Annotated in this window: 17 protein-coding genes; 11 read left to right on the top strand and 6 right to left on the bottom strand. The window is 48.5% G+C overall.

Going from position 1 to position 15,550, the window contains the following annotated elements; all coding sequences use genetic code 11:
- Positions 1–5: 5 nt before the first annotated feature.
- A complete protein-coding gene (locus CWI69_RS06405; RefSeq protein ID WP_126763035.1) occupies positions 6–1,181 on the bottom strand; it encodes a hypothetical protein in 1,176 nt (391 codons plus the stop codon).
- Positions 1,182–1,263: 82 nt separating this feature from the next.
- Between CWI69_RS06405 and CWI69_RS06400 the strand changes: the two genes are divergently transcribed.
- The 11 genes from CWI69_RS06400 (at position 1,264) to CWI69_RS06355 (ending at position 10,138) form a co-directional block, all read left to right on the top strand.
- Positions 1,264–1,584 carry an RHS repeat-associated core domain-containing protein gene (locus tag CWI69_RS06400; protein ID WP_126763033.1) on the top strand — a complete coding sequence of 107 codons (321 nt, stop codon included), beginning with the start codon at positions 1,264–1,266 and terminating at the stop codon, positions 1,582–1,584.
- Between the two features lie 389 nt (positions 1,585–1,973).
- Positions 1,974–3,038, top strand: coding sequence for an RHS repeat-associated core domain-containing protein (locus CWI69_RS06395; protein ID WP_338051947.1), 1,065 nt, complete (start codon positions 1,974–1,976; stop codon positions 3,036–3,038).
- Positions 3,039–3,044: 6 nt separating this feature from the next.
- A complete protein-coding gene (locus CWI69_RS06390; RefSeq protein WP_126763029.1) occupies positions 3,045–3,389 on the top strand; it encodes a hypothetical protein in 345 nt (114 codons plus the stop codon).
- A 296-nt stretch (positions 3,390–3,685) separates the two neighbouring features.
- Positions 3,686–4,552, top strand: a complete 867-nt coding sequence (locus CWI69_RS06385; protein ID WP_476742300.1) for an RHS repeat-associated core domain-containing protein — start codon at positions 3,686–3,688, stop codon at positions 4,550–4,552.
- Positions 4,549–5,088 (top strand): hypothetical protein, encoded by a 540-nt coding sequence (locus CWI69_RS06380; RefSeq protein ID WP_126763025.1) that lies wholly within the window; start codon positions 4,549–4,551, stop codon positions 5,086–5,088. Before CWI69_RS06385 ends, CWI69_RS06380 begins: the two co-directional genes overlap by 4 nt.
- Positions 5,089–5,191: 103 nt before the next feature.
- Complete coding sequence (locus tag CWI69_RS06375) at positions 5,192–5,806, top strand: hypothetical protein (protein ID WP_126763024.1); 615 nt, start codon at positions 5,192–5,194, stop codon at positions 5,804–5,806.
- A gap of 235 nt (positions 5,807–6,041) precedes the next feature.
- Entirely contained in the window at positions 6,042–6,173 is a 132-nt protein-coding gene (locus tag CWI69_RS12355) for a hypothetical protein (RefSeq protein ID WP_275070092.1), read from the top strand.
- Positions 6,174–6,179: 6 nt separating this feature from the next.
- Positions 6,180–6,401 carry a hypothetical protein gene (locus tag CWI69_RS06370; RefSeq protein ID WP_126763022.1) on the top strand — a complete coding sequence of 74 codons (222 nt, stop codon included), beginning with the start codon at positions 6,180–6,182 and terminating at the stop codon, positions 6,399–6,401.
- A gap of 208 nt (positions 6,402–6,609) precedes the next feature.
- Positions 6,610–7,092, top strand: a complete 483-nt coding sequence (locus tag CWI69_RS06365) for a hypothetical protein (protein WP_126763020.1) — start codon at positions 6,610–6,612, stop codon at positions 7,090–7,092.
- Between the two features lie 207 nt (positions 7,093–7,299).
- The gene (locus CWI69_RS06360) at positions 7,300–8,442 is read left to right on the top strand and encodes a dicarboxylate/amino acid:cation symporter (RefSeq protein WP_126763018.1); all 1,143 of its coding nucleotides are present in this window, start codon (positions 7,300–7,302) and stop codon (positions 8,440–8,442) included.
- Positions 8,423–10,138 carry an FUSC family protein gene (locus tag CWI69_RS06355; protein WP_126763016.1) on the top strand — a complete coding sequence of 572 codons (1,716 nt, stop codon included), beginning with the start codon at positions 8,423–8,425 and terminating at the stop codon, positions 10,136–10,138. Before CWI69_RS06360 ends, CWI69_RS06355 begins: the two co-directional genes overlap by 20 nt.
- A gap of 53 nt (positions 10,139–10,191) precedes the next feature.
- On the opposite strand, the gene CWI69_RS06350 is transcribed toward CWI69_RS06355, so the two are convergent.
- From CWI69_RS06350 to CWI69_RS06330, 5 genes are all read right to left on the bottom strand, one after another.
- Positions 10,192–10,824: a YiaD family glycine zipper/OmpA-like lipoprotein gene (locus CWI69_RS06350; RefSeq protein WP_126763014.1), complete on the bottom strand. Its 633-nt coding sequence runs from the start codon at positions 10,822–10,824 to the stop codon at positions 10,192–10,194.
- A gap of 123 nt (positions 10,825–10,947) precedes the next feature.
- On the bottom strand, positions 10,948–12,078 hold the full coding sequence (locus CWI69_RS06345) for a PQQ-dependent sugar dehydrogenase (protein WP_241971051.1): 1,131 nt from the start codon (positions 12,076–12,078) through the stop codon (positions 10,948–10,950).
- A complete protein-coding gene (locus CWI69_RS06340) occupies positions 12,075–12,533 on the bottom strand; it encodes a hypothetical protein (protein WP_126763013.1) in 459 nt (152 codons plus the stop codon). The genes CWI69_RS06345 and CWI69_RS06340 overlap by 4 nt, the downstream gene beginning before the upstream one ends.
- A 19-nt stretch (positions 12,534–12,552) precedes the next feature.
- Positions 12,553–13,056: a DUF6702 family protein gene (locus tag CWI69_RS06335; RefSeq protein ID WP_198678913.1), complete on the bottom strand. Its 504-nt coding sequence runs from the start codon at positions 13,054–13,056 to the stop codon at positions 12,553–12,555.
- Positions 13,049–15,499, bottom strand: a complete 2,451-nt coding sequence (locus tag CWI69_RS06330) for a M1 family metallopeptidase (RefSeq protein ID WP_126763011.1) — start codon at positions 15,497–15,499, stop codon at positions 13,049–13,051. The genes CWI69_RS06335 and CWI69_RS06330 overlap by 8 nt, the downstream gene beginning before the upstream one ends.
- Between the last annotated feature and the right edge of the window lie 51 nt (positions 15,500–15,550).

The raw sequence follows: 15,550 nt of genomic DNA, 5'->3' as shown, positions 1-15,550 counted from the left end.
CGGTGTTAAGGTTGCGACTCACATACATCCCAATGCGTTACGGTCGACACAATGCACTGGCGACTGCCATCCTCAAGGGTTGAGCAAGTCTCCGTTTCAGTCGTCGTTGCGCAACGTAAATATCCTAAATCCGGGCCAGCACCTTCGCCAGTATCCGCTGGGAACCACTGCGGCGAGCCTTGGCTAAGAGTTTCCGAAATGTCCGGGTCATCGAATAAGGTACTCAGACATCCGATATCATCCTCATCGAGAAGGCTAACGGGTCCTTGAAGTAATTGTTCTAAACTGACTCCCTCGATACGCGAACTTGGATAGACGAGATGAAATTGGAGGTATATTTGCTCGAGCCCAGGAGCAGTCGCGTCGCCTACATAATTTACGCGAAAGGCTAATCTGTCTTGTGATGGATCACCGTTAAATGTGACCATGTGATGAAGGTTGTTTTGATTGTGCTGAAAGCTGATTGAGATACTTTCTACCCCCACAGAGAAACCCGTCAAATCTGCACCTCTCGTGACAGATTGGAAAGATTGAGACCCTGCTGCGTTCGCAAGAACGTCAGCCATGATATCTTCCAGTTCTGCTCGATAACTTGCACTGGTAAAATAACGTGCTGGGCTTACACTACAGTCCTCTCCGCCACTGTTCGGGTCTGAACTCGATTTTTGTTCGTCAGCACTCAAGGCAACGGAATTATCATCGCTGCTAATATCCGTTACAGTAGGCGCACCACGCATCATTTCGCGAAAGTCCTGGTCGGTCTGATAAAACAATTCAAGATCCGCAGCCTCCTGGTCATTTATCGACAGCCTTGTGATCACCGGGTCAGTACGATTACACAGTGAATCTTTACATGAATAGTTGACGCGGAATTTGAAAGCATCTTCAGACACTGGATTAGCGACAATAAGCGTGCGGTACGCCGATTCGCAAACATAAATTGTCTGTGTCGTCCCTGCCTCTTCTTGCTCTGAGTCGTAACAATTCGGCTCCGGGACATGTTGTGCTGCTACCCACTCTGCTTTTTGCGCATCACAAGTATCGCAGGAATAGATCTTATCGACAGCAAGAGCAGCACCCGAACAGGTTAAGCCAGCAGCGACAATGAGGGTCTTCAGAAGAGCAACAGACCGGCGCTTAGGAGGCGCTATGTGGTTAGTTTCCATGTGGTTAGTTTCCATGTGTGATCCACAGTTTGAACGCTAACGAACCCACTTCACTATGTCAACATTTTATATACACTTGTAATGCTCAACCAAATCCGTGCTTTGTTTTAGTACAGCTCGGGTTTACCATCCAAAGCTACGCCGGTTTATGCAAACCGACCCCATCGGCTACAAAGATGGCATGAACTGGTATGCTTGTGTTGGGAATGACCGGCTGAATACGACGGATCCGACGGGTGAAGCAAAATTAAAAGTAGGCGTTGAGGGCGGGTTTGATGACCTTGTGGGAGGCGAATTGGAGCCTCAGATCGGTTTACAGCTTAGGGGTGGAATAAGTACGGGTCCCTCATTTAAAGGAACCGCCACTTTTAGCCCGACTAACGCGTATGAAAAAGTGAAACGGTTTTTTAAAGATTAAAGGTATTAAACGCAATGAGTCTCCAAAGCAGGTATTTAAATTATTTTATAAGAATAACAGGCGGTGATTTTGTTTGGGGCGGCTTTAGATACGAAACGATTCAGTTTCTGGTTATTGGATACACGATGTTAGCGGTGGGGCCAGCCGTATTGGGTGCATTTGTAGCTAAGTATTGGCTTCCATTTATGTGGTCCCCTGCGTTTATTTTCTTAGGAGGTTTTGGATTTTTAGGACTATTCTCGAAGAAATGTAGGCGGCGATTTCTAAAACAAAATGCTAAGGCTGACGACAGTAAGTATACGTTTTACATTACAGCTTTAACTGGGATCGGTGGCGTTATAGTCATATGGATTTAGCTTGCAAAAGAATCGTTAACAAAATGGGGCTCAATATCGTGTATCAACTACGATGGCCTGCCAGAGTACGCGAACTACACCAGTGCCGGGAACCTAGCCGGCTTTGATGGTTGGAGCTATGTTTACGATGCCCATAATCGCCTGGTGGCAGCGAACGGTCCTGACGATACGGTAGCACTTAGCTACGATGCCACCGATCGCTTAACGCGCACAGTACACAACGGCGAAAGCATCGATTATCTGTACGACGGTGATGAGCTGGTAGCGGAGTACAGCAGCTCAGACACGCTGTTGCGGCGCTTTATTCATGGCCTTGGCAACGATGACCCGGTCATTCGTTATGAAGGTGCTGGCGTAAACGCCCGCCGTTATCTGCTGGCCGATGAGCGCGGCAGCATCATCGCCGAGATGACCGCTAATGGCGGCCTGTTGCAAGCACATCAGTACGATGCCTACGGCAACCCAAAGCACAGCAGCGACTCACGCTTTCGTTTTACCGGGCAAATTCTCATCCCCGGCACCGAGCTGTACTACTACAAAGCACGGGTTTACCACCCACGGCTGGGCCGGTTTATGCAGACCGACCCCATAGGCTACAAAGATGGCATGAACTGGTATGCTTATGTTGGGAATGACCCGCTGAACTACACAGATTCAAGTGGATTGTGTTCTGAAGGACATTCGGGTTCTAAGCTGGTGTGCTGGCTTGAAGATAAAATGACGGAGATCCTAGAGCCTATCATTGAGGGTATAATGGGGGACTCTGGTATTGATGTTGTCCCTCAGGGAGAACGAGATCCTGAAGGTGAATTTGCACATGAAGCCGGTGACAATTCTATAACAGGAGAGTTGGCCGCAATTGGCGGTATAATTGCAAAGGCGAAAATGGGCGGGAAGAAAAACAGGCCCAAAACGAGAGGAGCAAATAAGAGGGATCGTAAGCAGGTCGATGATGTAGCTCGTTCCTCTGGAGTAAACAGGAACGAATTTGGTAAGTTTATCGAAAAACAGAAAAAGTCTGAAGGTAGAGGTGGCAGTGACAATTATAGTTATAGTGAGCTTCTCGATTTAGCAGATCAGTTCAAAAATAGAAGGTAAAAGTGGATGCAAGAGCTTACAGACGTTGACTATTCATTAAGGTTTATCGATATAGAAAAAGATAGCGTAACTTTTTTGAAAAAAGAACTTGCAGAGTATAATTGCTCAACGAAGGATTACTTTAAGAACCCTGAAAATTTTGTGTTTGTTCTTGATATAGATGACAAGTGTGATTCGTCAAAATTGAAAAGCTGCGTAAACAAAGTCAGTGAAGGTAAAGTTGATCTTTTTGTTTCGATATTTTCGGAGCTTGACAGTGATATTATTGAGTTGCCCCCCTTAATAAATAAGTTGATAGTAGACCTAAAAATTCCAGTAACATTTTCATATACGATAAGCTTAGAGGATTAATTAGGTAGCGTTCAGAGTTCTGTGTCAGCTAGAGGGTATTCAATATTGAGACTGTAAAAGATTTTTTGTAAATGGCTGATTGCACTGTTAAATCCGATCCTGAGGTAGTGTTCATAATTCTGTGTCAGCTACGACGACATGGGCCGGGTGCTTGATTTCGACCACCAGGGATTTAACGACCGCAGTTACAGCTATAGTCCGGTAAGTCAGTTGCAGCGAACGGTCCTGACGATACGGTAGCGCTTAGCTACGATGCCACCGGTCGCTTAACGCGCACAGTACACAACGGCGAAGTCATCGATTATCTGTACGACGGTGATGAGCTGGTAGCGGAGTACAGCAGCTCAGGCACACTGTTACGACGCTTTATTCATGGCCTTGGCAACGATGACCCGGTCATTCGTTATGAAGGTGCTGGCGTAAACGCCCGCCGTTATCTGCTGGCCGATGAGCGCGGCAGCATCATCGCCGAAATGACCGACAATGGCGGCCTGCTGCAAGCGCATCAGTACGATGCCTACGGCAACCCGAAGCACAGCAGCGATGCACGCTTTCGTTTTACCGGGCAAATTCTCATCCCCGGCACCGAGCTGTACTACTACAAAGCACGGGTTTACCATCCGCGGCTGGGCCGGTTTATGCAAACCGACCCCATCGGCTACAAAGATGGCATGAACTGGTATGCTTATGTCGGGAATGACCCGTTGAATGCAACGGATCCGGGCGGGAGTATTAGGCGTCCACTATTTCGACTCCTTAAGAACCCTTGGTGGTCAGTTAAGCAAGGGTATCGAGATGCAAAAAGATTCCTGCGAGATAACGGGATCATCGCTCCAACTCCGACACCTGCTACAAATAGTGATCTAAATGACTCTGACGTGCCAGAAACTTGGAGTAGTGGTTCAAGATCAGAGCCCAAGGACTTAGAAGAGCAGCTTACCTTAGAAGAAGCTAAAGGAGGCGCGGGTATGGATTGGAAAGGCAAGCTTGGTGACCCTAAATATCACCCTGAAACGGGTACAAAGGACAAAAAGACGCATCATCATAAACATGGTGATGGCACATCTACAGAAGTTCATTATGATATTGATAGGGCGACAGGTGAGCGAGAGGATCTCAAAATTAAAGATGACACGAATGCTCGTAGCAGAGGTAACAAATGATAGTAAAGTATTGTGGGAAATCGGACAGAGATGTCGCCTTATCTAAAGGTAAGCATTATATTTGCTACGCTGTTAAGTTCTACCCAAATGAAACCGATTGGTATTGTGTCATCGATGAATCGGGAATCGTCTATCCTAAGGATTATGATGCAGATTTATTTGAGGTAACCGATGCTCGCGTGTCACGTCACTGGGAATTAGGGGTGTCCTCAAATAATAAGGGTGAAAAAGCGCCCTGTTTAGCTTTCGATGTTTGGGCTCACGATGTTTTGTTTCACGGAAGAATGTTTGAAGGAGACAGAGAAGCCTTAAACCTATTTTTCGCCCATAAAACCATGATGGAAGAAGAGTTTGCCACGCCGGAAATAAAAAACGCTGCAGTTGCCTTGAATCGCGGCTTCTGGGTAAGTGATCCGCAATACGATGAGGCGTGGGAAGCGAATCCAATGAATGAGCTAACAAGGTGCCCCAGCACCAAAGAGCTTTTCGTCAATCCGATTTATACGGGACGATTGAGCTTTTCAGAAAATCGGTAATCGATTCACTCTTAGGTCACTAAGCACCGGCTGCTTGATTTCGAGTAGTTGTACGACGGTGATGAGCCGGTGAAGGCACTACTGAAAAAAATAAGGAAAGAGAATGAGTAAAGCTGCAACGATTTTGGCAATGTTGATGGTGTATTTGAGTGCTGATGTTTGTGCTAATGACTCTTTCGAAGGCGTTATCGAATACAAGATCCAAAGCAAAGCGTTAATACCGGAAATACCACAAGAACTTCTGGATTCAACCTATGGTAACTCGCAAACAATTTACTACGGAAAAGGTGGTCATTTCAGGATAGAAACTAACAGCACTGTCGGTAACTGGGAAATTTACCGAGCGGACGAAAACAAACAATACATTAAAACGAAACCTAACGCTGAAACAGAAGTTTTTGATGCATCAGAGGAAAAACGGGTCTTAAAGCATTTGACGGTTAAGGACGCGGAACTCAAAGTTCTCGGGCGCAATACGAAGTTAATTGAGATAGCTTATGAAGATGGAAGTATTTCAAGGTATTGGTACGCGCCAAGCCTGTATATCAACCCAGAGCCTTATGAAAACTTGAAATTCGCTTACTATGATAGGTATTGGGAAATTGCCAAGTCACCTTATCTTCAGCATGAGCGAATTCACGACACTTGGAAGGTCACCTACACCGCCGTTAATGTTGTTGAAAAAGAAGTTTCTGACGAACTGTTTCAGCCGCAATAAGCTGCATCGAAGAGGGGTGTTCAAGATTCTGTGTCAGCTACGACGGCATGGGCCGGGTGCTTGATTGCGACTACCAGGAATTTAACGACCGCAGTTACAGCTATAGCCCGGTAAGTCAGTTGCAGCGAATGGCCCTGACGATACGGTAGCGCTTAGCTACGATGCCACCGGTCGCTTAACGCGCACAGTACACAACGGCGAAAGCATCGATTATCTTTACGACGGCGACGAGCTGGTGGCGGAGTACAGCAGCTCAGGCACGCTGTTACGACGCTTTATTCATGGCCTTGGCAACGATGACCCGGTTATTCGCTACGAAGGGGCTGGCGTAAACGCCCGCCGTTATCTGCTGGGTGTTTGGAACTAAAAAGAAATGAACAATAGAATTAACATAACGATTATGAGCGACGTCAATTATGAAAACCTGTTAGCGGAGATATTAATTGACGGCCACTTTATTGGCTTAGTCACGACTGAACCAGATCAACCTATTTGCTTTGAAATACCTGATGGAGAACTAAAGTTTCAGTCACTAGATCTGGATATTCTTCAAGAGGCTTTGAGTGCAGCAAAAAAAGAATTGCTTCAAGAGTAGTCTTTTTTGAGTATACAGTGACCTTAGATCAAAGCCTTATACTTGCCAGCAATGTTGCTCATCTTAAGTGAACAGTATTTGCCCTCCCGAGGCTTTGTCCTATCAAGTCAGCGCGTGGTGGTCAAGAAAGTCTGGTTCAGAAAATAGTCGAAATATTAAAGAAGTTAAAAGCGTGATGTGAACTGGAAAAGAGATGAGAGGTAAAATTATGAAAAGTCTTTTTGCGTTAATTTTCATTATGATCACTGCCTCTGCTGGTGCGAGTAATAAGTTGTATCCATATTGTAATGTCTTTCTCGGGACAGCTTGCTTTGGAATGAAATCTGGTGACGAGTATAAATATACTTCTCAAGTGGACTTTAGGATTTATGAAATAAGACTTAGCAGTGGCGATGAGATCAATATTTATTCGGGATATCACCCTGCTACTTTTGATTATAAAAGGGCCTATCTTTCAAAAGCGAGCGTCAATGGTTATTTAGTTTCAGCGTTGAAAGTTAATAACCAACATCATCGAATTTTGATTGAGCCCGTGGAAAATAAAGCCCCGTCCGTTGACATTAACATTTCAATGTCCTCTGGTGATAAAGGGTTGATAACCGAATTTATTAAAAGTTTTAGAAGCTGCACGAGAACAATATTAGAAATTACGTGTAAGGATGATATTTTACTCCAAAGTGTAGCGCTCTAATTTTGAATCCAAAGCCTCGCTCGTGGGGCTTTTTTTCTTTTTGGTCACAAAAAATCAGCCGCATCTCTCCATCAGCTAATTGTGACTTCCCCGCCGCCACATACACCTGGCAATCCACCGCCAAATCAGCAAGAATAGGCGCACTTTTCACCATTTCCGCACTGTCAGCTCAAGCTGACAGCAGCCCCAACAACGAGAGCAAAAAATATGGGACTCATTCTTAAACTGGTGCTTGGTATTGTCTTCGGTACCTTGATTGGCTTGTACATGCCAGATTGGTTTACGCAGCTTTTGCTGACCTTTAAGGTTCTGTTCGGCGAATTGCTGTTTTTTACCATTCCATTGCTGATTTTATTTTTCATCACCAGCGGTATTGCTGGCTTACCGCAGAAATCAGGCAGACTGCTCGGGCGCACACTGGTCATCGCCTATTTATCGACAATTTTGGCGGGTATCGCGGCGTATTTCATCGCCAGTCTGGTGGTGCCGCTACTGACCGCCGCGGGGACCGATGGCACCACTGCTACTGAAGTGCTGGAGCCCTTTATCACTGTTGATGTGCCGCCAGTGTTCGGCATTATGACAGCACTCGTATTGGCGTTTATTTTTGGCCTGGGAATAGCTGCAACCCAAGCGCTGCAGCTGAAACAGTTGTCGGATCATGGCCGCGATATTATCGAAGTTCTGTTGGCTAAAGTTATTATTCCGTTGTTGCCGTTCTATATTGCTGGCGTGTTCGCTGGTATGGCACATGCAGACACGGTTTTTCAAACCTTGCAAACCTTCGGTATCGTGTTGCTGATGGCGGTGGCGTTGCATTGGGTTTATCTGACTACGATGTATGTGCTTGCCGGACTGCGTCATGGCCGCAGCCCCTTTGGCCTGTTGAAAACCATGCTGCCGGCCTATTTTACCGCGTTAGGTACCATGTCGAGCGCCGCGACTATCCCGGTCAGCTTACGCTGTGCAAAAGCGAACAAGGTTACTGATGACGTTGCCGACTTTGTCATTCCGTTATGCGCCACCACACACCTTGCCGGCTCGACCATTACCATCGTCAGCTGTGCGCTGGCCGTGATGTTTTTACATGATTCCCTGGCACTTCCCTCGTTTTTCACCATTTTGCCGTTTATCATGATGTTAGGCGTGGTGATGCTCGCCGCGCCAGGTGTACCAGGCGGCGCTGTGATGTCGGCGGTGGGTCTGTTAGGCTCAATGCTGGGCTTTGGCGAAACAGCGGTCGCTTTGATGATCGCGCTGTATATGGCGCAAGATAGTTTTGGCACCGCATGCAACGTTACAGGAGACGGCGCAATCGCGTTATTGGTGGATGAACGCAACAACAACTAAGTTCGCGCAATTTGGTTTTGATTACACCCGTTTCCGGTTCGGCTTACGGACCGGAAGCGCTGCCTGTCTGGCACTCTTCTTAGCCTGGGCGCTGGGCCTGGAACATCCTCAGTGGGCCGCCATGACCGTTTGGTCGGTATCCCAGCCTACCCGCGGCTTACTGCTGGAAAAAGCCGGCTTTCGGGCGCTGGGTACCATTATCGGCACCAGCGTCGGCATTCTTATCGTCATCCTGACCCAGGACATCACCCTGCTTGCCGGACTGATGCTCACACTATGGGTGGTCGCCTGCGTTTATACCTCAACTTTGCTGCACGGCCTGTTATCCTACGGCGCGGTGTTAGCAGGCTACTCAGCATCAATGGTGGTGCTTTTGACGCGCACATCCGATGCCTTATTACATATCGGCGTCGACCGTTTTGTAACGGTGATGCTGGGCATTCTGACAGCACTCGTGATTGGCTGGTTGTTTACCTATAAACGAGCCGAGCAAACCTTAGTCAACAAAGTGCGACGCCAAACGGCTGCTAACCTGCAGTTGCTGTCCAAAGCCTTCGCTCAGGGTAGTATCGAGAAACTACCGGTTCATGATCACATCACCCAGCTCGCGCACTTAGAAACCCAGCTCATCGACCACGGTAGTGGCTCACCTTCTGCGCATCTGTCGGCGAAATTGCTTCGCCGGTTACTCAATGCGCAACTGGGGATTTTCGCCCAACTTGAAACCCTGCATTTCAGTGGTGCCAGGTTAACACCCTACCCGGAATTGAGTGAGGCTTTGCAAACCTGCGCGCAAGCGATTATCGATAACGACCCAAAACGGATGCGCGCAACGGTGATTGCATTGCACCCGTTCGTTGCCAAAACCCCTGTCGCCGAGGCGTTTTTTGAATTTGAACACGCAGCCACCGAGCGCCTGGCATTTCGTGGTAGTGGTGCGGCCGCACAATCGGTGCGCACCCCCTCAGTACTGCTGCATCGCGACTGGCGGGGCGCTAAAGAATCCGCCTTGCGTACCTTTGCGGTTATGGCTTTAATCAGCATTCTCTGGGCGATCACAGGTTGGGCACCATTAGCCTTCCTGTTACTCGGTGCGTCCGTGATGCTGACCTTATTTTCGACTGCCGAAAATCCTGCTAAAACCATGTACTTTGTGTTCATTGGACAAGCCGCGGGGGCCATCCTCGCGCTTTCGATACAAGCCTTTTTATGGCCCCATACCAACAGCATTTTTACCATGCTTCTGTGTCTGGTGCCGATTGTTTTACTGGCAGGTATTCCAATGGCGCACAACCGCACATCGCCGGGTTCGATGGACTTTATTTTAGTCTTCTTACTGTTGATGCAGCCGAACCTGCACTATGAGTTTGATGCAGTGCAATCCATTAGTATCGCGCTGGCAGTTACAGCGGCGCCACTACTGGCTATGGCGAGTTACAAACTGCTCTTCCCCACTAACCTTCGCAGCCGTCAGCGGCATTTACTCCAGGCGCTTGAACGTGAGTTGCAGGATATTGAACAACGGAGTCTTACTAAACAGCAGTTGGAACGCTATCGCGCGCGCTTTTATCATCGCCTGTTCAAGCTCTATAAAATCGCCGATAAGCTGGACTTCAACGCCAAGCTTACTGCCGCACGCTGGCTGTTGCGGGTACAGCAGGACTTAAATAAACATCAGTCGACGCAAACTGCATAAAAAAAAGCGAGCCGTAGCTCGCTTTTAACGTTCTCCAATTGAACTGAGGGTTGTTATTGCTCGCGGTTAGGAACAATACGCAGTTCAACCCGTCGGTTTAACTGCCGACCACTTTCGGTTTCATTGGTGGCTATCGGCTGCGATTCACCGAAGCCCATTGCTGTAAGGCGTCGTGCGTCGACACCATTACGATTCAGGTGATTGCGGACGGCCAAGGCACGGTTTTCTGACAAGCGCTGATTGTATTCAGCAGATCCAGTGCTGTCGGTATGCCCTTCAATAACCATTGTCGTTTTTTCGTACTTCTGTAATACCCGTGCGACGTCATTCAGCACCGGGTCAAAATTACTTGCGATAACCGCGCTATCCGTGCCAAAAGTAATGTTACTTGGCAGTTGTAAGCGGATGGTATCGCCGTCTCGAATAACTTCTACACCGCTTCCAGCGAGCTCCTCACGAAATTCCCGCTCCTGCTTGTCCATATAGGCACCAATGGCACCGCCAGCAAGCGCACCAACTGCAGCACCCCAAACATAACGGCTTTTATCATGGTCGCCAGTTCCTTTACCTATGACTGCACCGGCTATTGCACCGATGGTCGCCCCTTTCTGGGTGTTTGACATAGGCGTCTGACAACCCGCAAGTACAACTGCTGTGGCGGCAACTAATGGAATCCATTTATTCATGATGTAACCTCGATAACTCAGATGAACGTTGTTACGTTTGTGTCTTTACAAAGTAGCACAGCGCGCGCAAAGCGCGAGGACGCTTTACATAAAATTTAGATGACCGCTGATTTCATTGAGGAATTAGTTTTCAGCCCGGGAAAGCCGTAGCAACTGGCCCTGCGGGCTGTCGGTAAGAAGGTAAATCGCTCCGTCACTGGCACCAGTAACGGCACGCAGCCGTTGTTGCTCAGCCAACTTTATTTCGTGAACCACCTCCCAGCCATTGGCACTTTGCTTTAACACCTGCATGCGCTTGCCGGCAAGATGAGTGACTAGCAACGCGCCCTGCCATTCGGGGAATTCAGAACCCCGATACAGCACCATATCGGCAGGTGCCAGCGACGGTGTCCACTGATACTCAGGCATAGCGACGCCCGGAAGCTCTTCATAGGGCGTTACCAAAGCGCCAGTGTAATCGATGCCATAACTGGCAATCGGCCAGCCGTAATTTTTGCCCGGCTGTATCCGGTTCAGTTCGTCACCGCCGCGCGGGCCATGCTCATGTTGCCACAAATTATCTGCTTCAGAGTCGTAAACCAGACCCTGACTGTTGCGATGACCGTAACTGTAAATGTAACCACCGGCTTTATGTGGAAACGGATTATCCGCTGCAGGCTCACCATCACGCGTCATACGCACGATTTTACCGAAATGGTTTTGAAGATTTTGCGCTTCCTCACGATAGTCGAAGCCATCACCTAAGGTGAGAACCAGGGTGTCATCGGGCAACCACACCATACGACCACCATAGTGAGCACCGCCTTCACGCAGCGATTGTGCAACATAGATCTGCTTAACATCACTAACTTTTAGCGGCCGGGTTCGACTCAAGGTACCGCGGGCAACGCAAGTCGTGTTGGCATTCGCAACGCCACAGGCATAACTGAAATACAGCTCGCGCGAGCTTTCAAAGTCGGGTGCCAGACTGACCGCGAATAAGCCAGCTTGCCCCGTTACAAATAAGCCAGGCAGCTCGAGCGGGATCTCATCGATAAAGCCGAGCTCGGAAACCAACTTAAAGCCACCATCACGTTCGGTCACTAAAAAGTTTAAGGGTTGTTCAGGCAATTCGACTAAGGACCACGGATGAGTCAGATCATTTGCTATCACCATGACCTCGAAGTCTGCGGGATCCTGCGCACTCGTCAATGGTGTCAAAAAAACCGCACACGCCGCGACACCGGCCATCAATACTTTATTCAATCCAATCATAGTACCGGCTCCGCAAGTTCCTGCGGCGTCGGCCGCCACAGTCGATCAAACAACCAGCCCGCAAATCCGCCGGTCAGTGCCATGCTTAGTAGTCCGGTCCAGGTGCGTGTCGCAGCTATTAACGTCGGCATTGGCGCCAGATTATTTACTACCCAAAAGCCGACCAATAAGCCGATAAACCCGGCCAGGGTAAACCACCAACGTTCTCTATGCTGCTGCCAACGGGCAAGGGCATACGCAACCGGCAATGCGATCATCATCACCGCAGCAACAATTACCGCGAACATCGGCGAAAAATGCAGGAGATCGTGAATTATCGTAGAAATTCTTGTATCGAAGGAGATGGGCACCGAAAGCTCTGCTAAGGCCGCAAGATTAAACTGCGTCTGAATGATACTACCGACTATTGCGGCAGCAACCATAGCAATTACAAAAGCAAGAATCATTCGAACCATAACGCCTCCAACGGCAGAATCAGTCGAATTGAACGGTTAACCCGTCATCGTTTGCATTGAATTGTAGACTCTTAATTTCGCCTTTGCCTTCTATATTGACCAGGTTTTGTTGCTCCGACCACAATTCCTGCAACGCATTATGATGCACTTCCAGGCCTTCGATGGCAGCGGGTATGGTGGTTTCCTGATAAACCCAAAAATCCCGCCCATCAACCTGATAACCGACGCTGGTTAAAGGTAGCTCGTCTCCTAAACTGGTTTTCAGTGAGAATCGCTCCAACACATAAGCTGCAAACAATGCGCGGGTTGCTTCGTCGGTGTGAATATCCACCTGGTCTTTGTTAAATAACTCGCCGACCGCATGCTCCGCATCATGCAAATTGAAGCGATGCATAACTTCGATGTTGCCGGTGCGGTCATTAAACAAAATCGTTGTTACTGCTGACTTGAGTTGGTGGGCAGCTAAGCTACCCACCAACAAACAGGCCACTAAACCAACGACGAGCGTTTTAGCCTTAATCATCGTTGTTATCGTCACTCTCATCTTTGAGCTTGGTTTTCGCTTCCTGCATCAGATCACGACTGATGTGGTCCGTACCACGCTCTGACTTAAAGGCTTCAATACGCGACTGAATGATTTTCCGCGGGTAGTAGTTGTTTTCAATATTTACATCCGCAGTTTCCCAATTTGGATCCACCGCAAAACTTACCACCTCTTTATCGGTGACAATCAACTTACTGACATTTTTCGCGTCACGGCGCCAAATCTCAGCAGGGATGCGGTAATCTTCCGTCGAGCCGTCAGCATACGTCATTTGCAATAAGATCGGCATCACCAGACCGCCAACGTTCGAAAAGTCGAGAACATAATAGTTTTTGTCTTCAGCAATCGCCCGATCAAACACGCGACGCTCCCACGGCTCCAGTTTTTCAAGGAACTTCTGATAAGCGTTACGCTGTTTGTTCGTCACAGTGAAGCGATCGTTCTCGTCATAGAAGTCTCGCACGTCAGAATTTAATTCCACCCAAGTCTTGCGGCCTTCGATCTCATTGCGACGCACGAAAAACGACACTGGCTTATCCGCTTCTTCCTGACGGCGACGCTCCCAGTCAATATCCGGATCCTGGGTATCTAACTGCAACTTAAACACACGATCGAGGCTGATATCGACATGATCGGTGCTATAGAACCAACCGCGCCAGAACCAGTCAAGATCGACGCCCGATGCTTCTTCCATGGTACGGAAGAAATCCGCTGGCGTCGGACGCTTAAACATCCAGCGCTGCGCATACTCACGGAAGGCAAAATCAAATAAATCACGGCCGAGAATGACTTCACGTAATATATTCAGCGCCGCAGCCGGCTTGGTGTAAGCATTCGGGCCTAAGCGTAAAACACTGTCTGACTGCGTCATGATCGGTACTTGTACCGAAGATTTCATGTAATCGATAATGCTACGTGGCTCAACTCCCCACGGAATCGTAGGATCCCATTCACGCCCGGCAACGCCGTCAAGGAAGCTGTTCAAGCCTTCATCCATCCAGGTCCACTGACGCTCATCAGAGTTTACGATCATAGGAAAGTAAATATGCCCGATTTCGTGAATCACCACGCCGATCAAAAAGCGCTTTTCTGCCAATGAGTAGGTACGGGTACCGTCGTCCTGCAATTCCGTACGTGGTCCGTTAAAGGTAATCATCGGATATTCCATACCGCCAACCGGGCCATTCACTGATTGCGCAGTTGGGTACGGATAGTCAAACGAGAAGCGGCTGTAAACGTCCATGGTATGGATCACAGACTCGGTGGAGTACTTCTTCCACAGATCGCCACCTTCTTTCGGGAAGAATGACATTGCCATAACTAATGGCTGCACGTCGCCACCTTGTTGGTAACCTTTGGCATCCCACATAAACTTGCGTGATGAAGCCCAGGCGAAGTCGCGCACATTCTCGGCAACGAAACGCCAGGTTTTACGTTCATCGGTACCTGCTTTCTCGTTCTCCAGAGCTTCTTCCGCTGTCACAACAAATACTGGACGCTCGGCGGTCTCCGCTTCTTTTAACCGACGTTGCTGCTCATCCGTCAGCACCGCATCGGGATTTTGTAACACCCCTGAGGCTGACACGATGTGATCGGCCGGTACGTCGATATTGACCGCAAAGTCACCGAATTCCATAGTGAACTCGCCACGACCCAGAAACTCTTTGTTAGTCCAGGCTTCATAATCAGTGAACGCAGCTACCCGCGGATACCATTGTGCGATAAGGAAGATATCATTACCGCCTTCCCGCGCATCATCAGGGAAGTGCTCGTAACCAGCACGTGCGCCAACCGCATCTTCTTCTACAATATTAAAGCCAAAATCGATACCCAGGGTCGTTTGCGCGCCCGGCGCCAACGGCTCTGGTAAATCAACCCGCATGTTAGTACCGACAATGGTGAAGCTCAGGGCGTCGCCGACACCATTGGTTACCTTATCGATGGCGAAGCCTAATTCGTTGTCAGTCATAAACTGCTGGCGTCGTAATTCACCTAAAGAAATCCGCGCCGGCTTATCGATACCGGCTAAATCGGTTTCCGGATGACTACCAAAAGTTGCACTACGTTCCGCCCGTGAATCGTTACGGAAAATATTCTGATCCAACTGAATCCAGATATACTTCAACGTATAGGGTGAGTTGTTGTGATAGGTAATGGTTTCTGATGCATCAAGCCGGCGCAATTCTTCATTTAAACGCACATCGATTTCATAATCAGCGCGCTGTTGCCAATACCGTTCGCCAGGCTCGCCCGCCGCACTGCGATAGACATTGGGGGTGGGGAGCACTTCATCTAATTGGCGAAACTTATCTTCAAACTGACCTTTCGTTTGCTTGATGGCAGAAGCTTCCGCGCTTTCATTAGCGCCAAAACTCACCACAGCAATGGCTGCGCAAGCAAGCCAAAAACTTGTACGTTGCATAGTTTTACTCGTTGTTTTAAATAGACTATCCGGACACTATCAAATTCGGCT

It is taken from the genome of Pseudidiomarina halophila, assembly GCF_003987215.1.
Classification (GTDB): domain Bacteria; phylum Pseudomonadota; class Gammaproteobacteria; order Enterobacterales; family Alteromonadaceae; genus Pseudidiomarina; species Pseudidiomarina halophila.
Note: the sequence above shows the minus strand (reverse complement) of the source record. Positions and strands in the feature narration are given on the sequence as shown.